Origin of the sequence: Nodosilinea sp. LEGE 07298 (assembly GCF_015207265.1) — a bacterium.
GTDB lineage: Bacteria > Cyanobacteriota > Cyanobacteriia > Phormidesmidales > Phormidesmidaceae > Nodosilinea.
Genome location: NZ_JADEXE010000422.1, coordinates 1 through 4594, shown reverse-complemented (window position 1 = coordinate 4594; position 4594 = coordinate 1). Strand labels below are relative to the sequence as shown.

5 protein-coding genes are annotated in these 4594 nt (G+C 58.9%); 3 read left to right on the top strand and 2 right to left on the bottom strand.

Going from position 1 to position 4594, the window contains the following annotated elements; genetic code table 11:
• Nucleotides 1-3: 3 nt before the first annotated feature.
• Complete coding sequence (locus IQ273_RS30845) at nt 4-1929, top strand: APC family permease (protein ID WP_194026909.1); 1926 nt, start codon at nt 4-6, stop codon at nt 1927-1929.
• Here the strand turns inward: IQ273_RS30845 and IQ273_RS30840 are convergent.
• Nucleotides 1914-2477, bottom strand: a complete 564-nt coding sequence (locus IQ273_RS30840; RefSeq protein WP_194026907.1) for a DUF421 domain-containing protein — start codon at nt 2475-2477, stop codon at nt 1914-1916. The genes IQ273_RS30845 and IQ273_RS30840 overlap by 16 nt on opposite strands.
• A 44-nt stretch (nt 2478-2521) precedes the next feature.
• Here IQ273_RS30840 and IQ273_RS30835 point away from each other — a divergent pair, with 44 nt between their 5' ends.
• Nucleotides 2522-2755: a hypothetical protein gene (locus tag IQ273_RS30835; RefSeq protein WP_194026906.1), complete on the top strand. Its 234-nt coding sequence runs from the start codon at nt 2522-2524 to the stop codon at nt 2753-2755.
• A gap of 138 nt (nt 2756-2893) precedes the next feature.
• Nucleotides 2894-3532: a DedA family protein gene (locus tag IQ273_RS30830; RefSeq protein WP_194026905.1), complete on the top strand. Its 639-nt coding sequence runs from the start codon at nt 2894-2896 to the stop codon at nt 3530-3532.
• Between the two features lie 41 nt (nt 3533-3573).
• Here the strand turns inward: IQ273_RS30830 and IQ273_RS30825 are convergent, their stop codons facing one another.
• Complete coding sequence (locus IQ273_RS30825) at nt 3574-4149, bottom strand: TMEM175 family protein (protein WP_194026908.1); 576 nt, start codon at nt 4147-4149, stop codon at nt 3574-3576.
• Nucleotides 4150-4594 lie beyond the last annotated feature (445 nt).

Genomic DNA, 4594 nt, shown 5'->3' with positions numbered 1-4594 from the left:
CCCATGGTTAGCCCCATCATTTCGCCCCAGCAGCACCGCCGCTACCTCGCCCACTGGCTGCTCAACCCGGACCGCAACCAAGCCGACGAACATCAGTTCAAACATCCCTGGTGGCAGGTGATGTGCCTCACCGGGGTCGATTACTTCTCAACCCTGGGCTACCAGCCGGGCATTGCCGCCCTGGCGGCGGGGGCACTATCGCCCCTGGCGACGCTGATTTTGGTGCTGGTGACGCTGTTTGGGGCGCTGCCGATCTACCGCCAGGTGGCGAAGCTCAGCCCCCACGGCGAAGGCTCGATCGCCATGCTAGAGCGGCTGCTGCCCCGCTGGCAGGGCAAGCTGTTTGTGCTGGTGCTGCTGGGGTTTGCCTGCACCGACTTTATTATCACCATTACCCTCTCAGCCGCCGATGCCACCGCCCACCTGGTAGAAAATCCACTGCTCTCAGGGGTTTTGCAGGGGCAGATGGTGCCCCTCACCCTGGTTTTGATTGCCCTACTGGCGGCGATTTTTCTGAAAGGATTTCAGGAGGCGATTGGGCTGGCGGTGGCCCTGGTGGCGATCTATTTGACCCTCAACCTGGTGGTGATTGGGGTGGGGGGCTATCAGATGCTGCAACAACCGACGCTGTTGGGCAATTGGCAAGCGGCACTGACCGTGACTAGCCCCTGGCGCATGCTGGGGGTGGCAGTGCTGCTATTCCCCAAGCTAGCCCTGGGCCTGTCGGGGTTTGAAACGGGGGTGGCGTTAATGCCCTTAGTAGAAGGCGGCCCCGCCGACACCGAAACGCTGCCCATGGGACGCATTCGCAACACCCACCGACTGCTAACCACGGCGGCGGTGATCATGAGCTTTTTTCTGCTCACCAGCAGCGTTGTCACCACGGTGCTGATTCCGGCGGCGGCGTTTCAGACCGGGGGGCAGGCCAACGGGCGGGCGCTGGCCTACCTGGCCCATCAGTATTTGGGCAACGGGTTTGGCACGGTGTACGACCTCAGCACGATCGCCATTCTCTGGTTTGCCGGGGCTTCAGCGATGGCGGGGCTGCTGAATCTGGTGCCCCGCTACCTGCCCCGCTATGGCATGGCCCCGGAGTGGGCCGGTGCGGTGCGGCCCCTGGTGCTCGTGTTTACAGCGATCGCCTTCACCGTCACCCTAATCTTTGATGCCAGTGTTGAAGCCCAGGGGGGTGCCTACGCCACGGGCGTGTTGGTGCTGATGAGCTCGGCGGCGGTGGCGGTCACCCTCGCGGCCCATCGGCGGGGGGCAAAATGGGGGGCGATCGCCTTTGGGCTAGTTGCTCTGGTGTTTTTCTACACCACCATTGCCAACGTTTTTGAGCGGCCCGACGGCATTCGCATTGCGGCGTTCTTTATTACCGCCATCATTGTCACCTCGATGGTGTCGCGGGTGTTTCGCTCCACGGAGCTGCGGGTCACCGGGGTCGAACTGGATGAGACCGCCCAGGCGCTGATTGCCCAGTTTCAAGATCAGCCGGTGCGGCTGATTGCCCACCGCCGAGAAAAGGGGGAAGCCGCCCTGGAGTATCAGCTCAAGGAGCAGCAGGTGCGGGAGGACAGCCACCTGCCCACCCCCCAGCCGATGATCTTTCTGGAAGTGCAGGTGTTTGATGCCTCGGTGTTTATCGATGTGATTCAGGTCAAAGGGGTTGAGGTGGGCGGTTACCCCATTTTGCGAGTGCAGAGTTCGGCGGTGCCCAATGCGATCGCTGCCCTGCTGCTCTACCTGCGCGACCAGACCGGCACCCTGCCCCACGTTTACTTCGAATGGGTGGAGGGCAACCCGATGAAATACCTGCTGCGCTTTGTTCTGTTCGGCGAGGGCGATGTGCCCCTGGTCACCCGCAAAGTGCTGCGCAAGGCCGAACCCGACCCGCTGAGGCGACCCCGTATTCACGTCAGCGGGTGAGATAACCGCTGCAACTGCTGTTCAATGTGCTCTAGCCGCCGGAGCAGCTCAGCTTCTACTGGGGTGGGTAAATCTGTCTCTCGTTCAACGGTGAGGCTGCCGCTGGTTTCTAGGATGGCGGCCTTCACTTCGGCCAAATCTTCAAACCCCTGTCGCCGCAGCACCGTGCGGAATTCTGCCTCGCTGATCAGTTCTTTGTCTAGGTTTTCAGTCTTGATCTGCCCGTCTAAGAGCAGCAGGGCGGGTCGGCCTTCGACCAGCCGCTCAATGCGCGGGTAGCGATGGGCCAGGCGCACCACCCAATAATTGGTCATCAGCAGGGCCGTTGCCCCAATCAGGCCCCCCGTGACCGAGTTATCGTTGCCAATGATGGCGTTTTGCACCGCGTTAGAGAGCATCAGCAGCACCACCAGGTCAAAGCCGGTGAGCTGGCCCAGTTCGCGCTTGCCCCCCAGCCGCAGGGCGATCAGCAGAAAGAAATACACCAAAATCGGGCGTACAATCTTTTCCAGAATCGAGATGTCGGGTATCCATAGATCGCTAACCATAGGGTTTAACGGCCAGATACAACAGATAAAAATAGGGCAACTCTATGATGCTAAGGCTGATGCACTTGGCCACCGGCCTGTCTGATGGCCGTGTCGATACCCAAGATCCTCTCATTGACCAGGCGGCAGAAAACGATATCTATATTTTGGCTGCCTTGCTCTTTGTGGTGGTTGTCCTGACGATCGGAATTTTTAGCCGTCGGGTGGGCCATTTGCTCCTGTTTTCGCTCTCGCTCTGTGCAGTGTTGATCTGCTTAGTCATGGCGCTTTTGCTTTGAGTCGCTGAACCAACGGCTAGGGCAGCACCTTGAGCTAAATCATCATAGGTTTGACATTACCTTGACACACGGCCTGCCTATGGTGTCGTTTAGGGTCTCCCTAGCCCTGCGTTGTTTCCTTTCTTTAGCAACCGCCCTATGCACAACGACCTGCCTACTCTGATTCAATCGATGGGATACCTGGGGGTGTGGGCAATGATCTTTGCAGAGTCAGGGCTGCTGATCGGGTTCTTTTTGCCGGGCGATAGTCTGCTGTTTACGGCGGGTTTTTTGGCTTCCCAAAATTTGCTCAACCCCTGGCTACTCATTGCCGGGGCGGCAGTGGCAGCGGTGGCAGGCGACAATGTGGGCTATGTGACTGGGCACCGCTTCGGTCGCCAGCTGTTTAACCGCGAAGACTCCTGGCTGTTTCACAAAGACCATTTGATCAAGGCCCAGCGCTTTTTTGAGCGCCACGGTGGCAAGGCCCTGGTGCTGGCCCGGTTTATGCCCGTCATTCGCACCTTTACGCCCATTACGGCGGGCATGGGGGCTATGCACTACCCCACTTTTTGGGGCTATAACCTGGTGGGTGGGCTGCTGTGGACGGTGAGCCTGACGCTGCTGGGCTTTTTTCTGGGTAATGTGATTCCCAATGTCGATCGCTATCTGCTGCCCATCGTGGCGGGCATTGTGGTGATTTCTGTGGCCCCCTCAGCGCTGCATCTGTGGCAGGCCAGACGCACCCACGGGCGATCGCCCCGTCGCGGGCCATCTGCACCCAAGCGACGCCGATGATCCTGGCCCCCACCAGCCCTGCTCTCACCCCAATCAACAGGCTAATACAACATCAGCGCGATCGCCCCCCAGCTCAGCTTGGCTAGCTCCAGGTTCACCATCGCCAAACCGATCGACAGCAGAAACACCAGCGGCGGAATCATGGCCCGGCGGGTGAGCCGTCGAATCCGTCGGGGCGACAGGTAGGGGGAAATCAGGCGGTGGTCATAGACGGCATAGCCCCACAGCAGAGTTTTCACCAGGCCGGTGATGGCCATACTGAGGGCATAAAACATCACGGCACTGCGATGGTCACCGTAGTGATCTAGCACCGAGGTGGCAAAGGGCAGTGACGTTATGCACATCAGCAGCCCCACATTGAGGGTCACAAAGGTGTAGTCGTAGCGGCGAATAAACCGAAAGTAGTGGTGATGACTGATCCAGTACAGGCCAATTACCCCAAAGCTGGTGATATAGCTCTGATAGTTGGGCCACAGATGAACTAAATCACTGGAGATGTGCGCGGCGGCGGCAGTGGCCGGGAGCCTTAGATCGAGGGATAGCAGCGTGATGGCAATGGCAAATACCGCATCGCTAAAGAAGATAATTCGATCCAGCCCGAGTTTGTCTTGCTTCATGGCTTCCTTGCTACGGGCGCTAAACAACGCCACCGGTCTGGCTAGCCAGAGGTTACAGAAGCCATGTGACGGCCCAATGACGAACCTGTAGCAGTTTTCTTCAGTCACTACCCCGTACCTCAGGGCAACCAGGGCGGAGGTGAAAGCACTGCCACCCCTTCACCACAGGTCTGACATCAGAATGACACGCGCCCCGCTTACAGTTGCTGCACCTCAGGTCAGATGACAGGTCCTCACCCTTGCAGATGAGGAGCCGCTGCGAACCTGTACTGTCATCGGGCTAGGGGCTGTGAGCACTTGCTTGTATCGAATATTGACTCCAACGCTTCAACTTTAAGGAGACCATAGCCATGCCCGGTACACTTCAGAAGAAGTCGGTTCAACCTTCGCCTCTAGTCTCTCCCACCGTGGTTGTGCGGTGGAACCAGGTGGCCCTGGAGGCGAT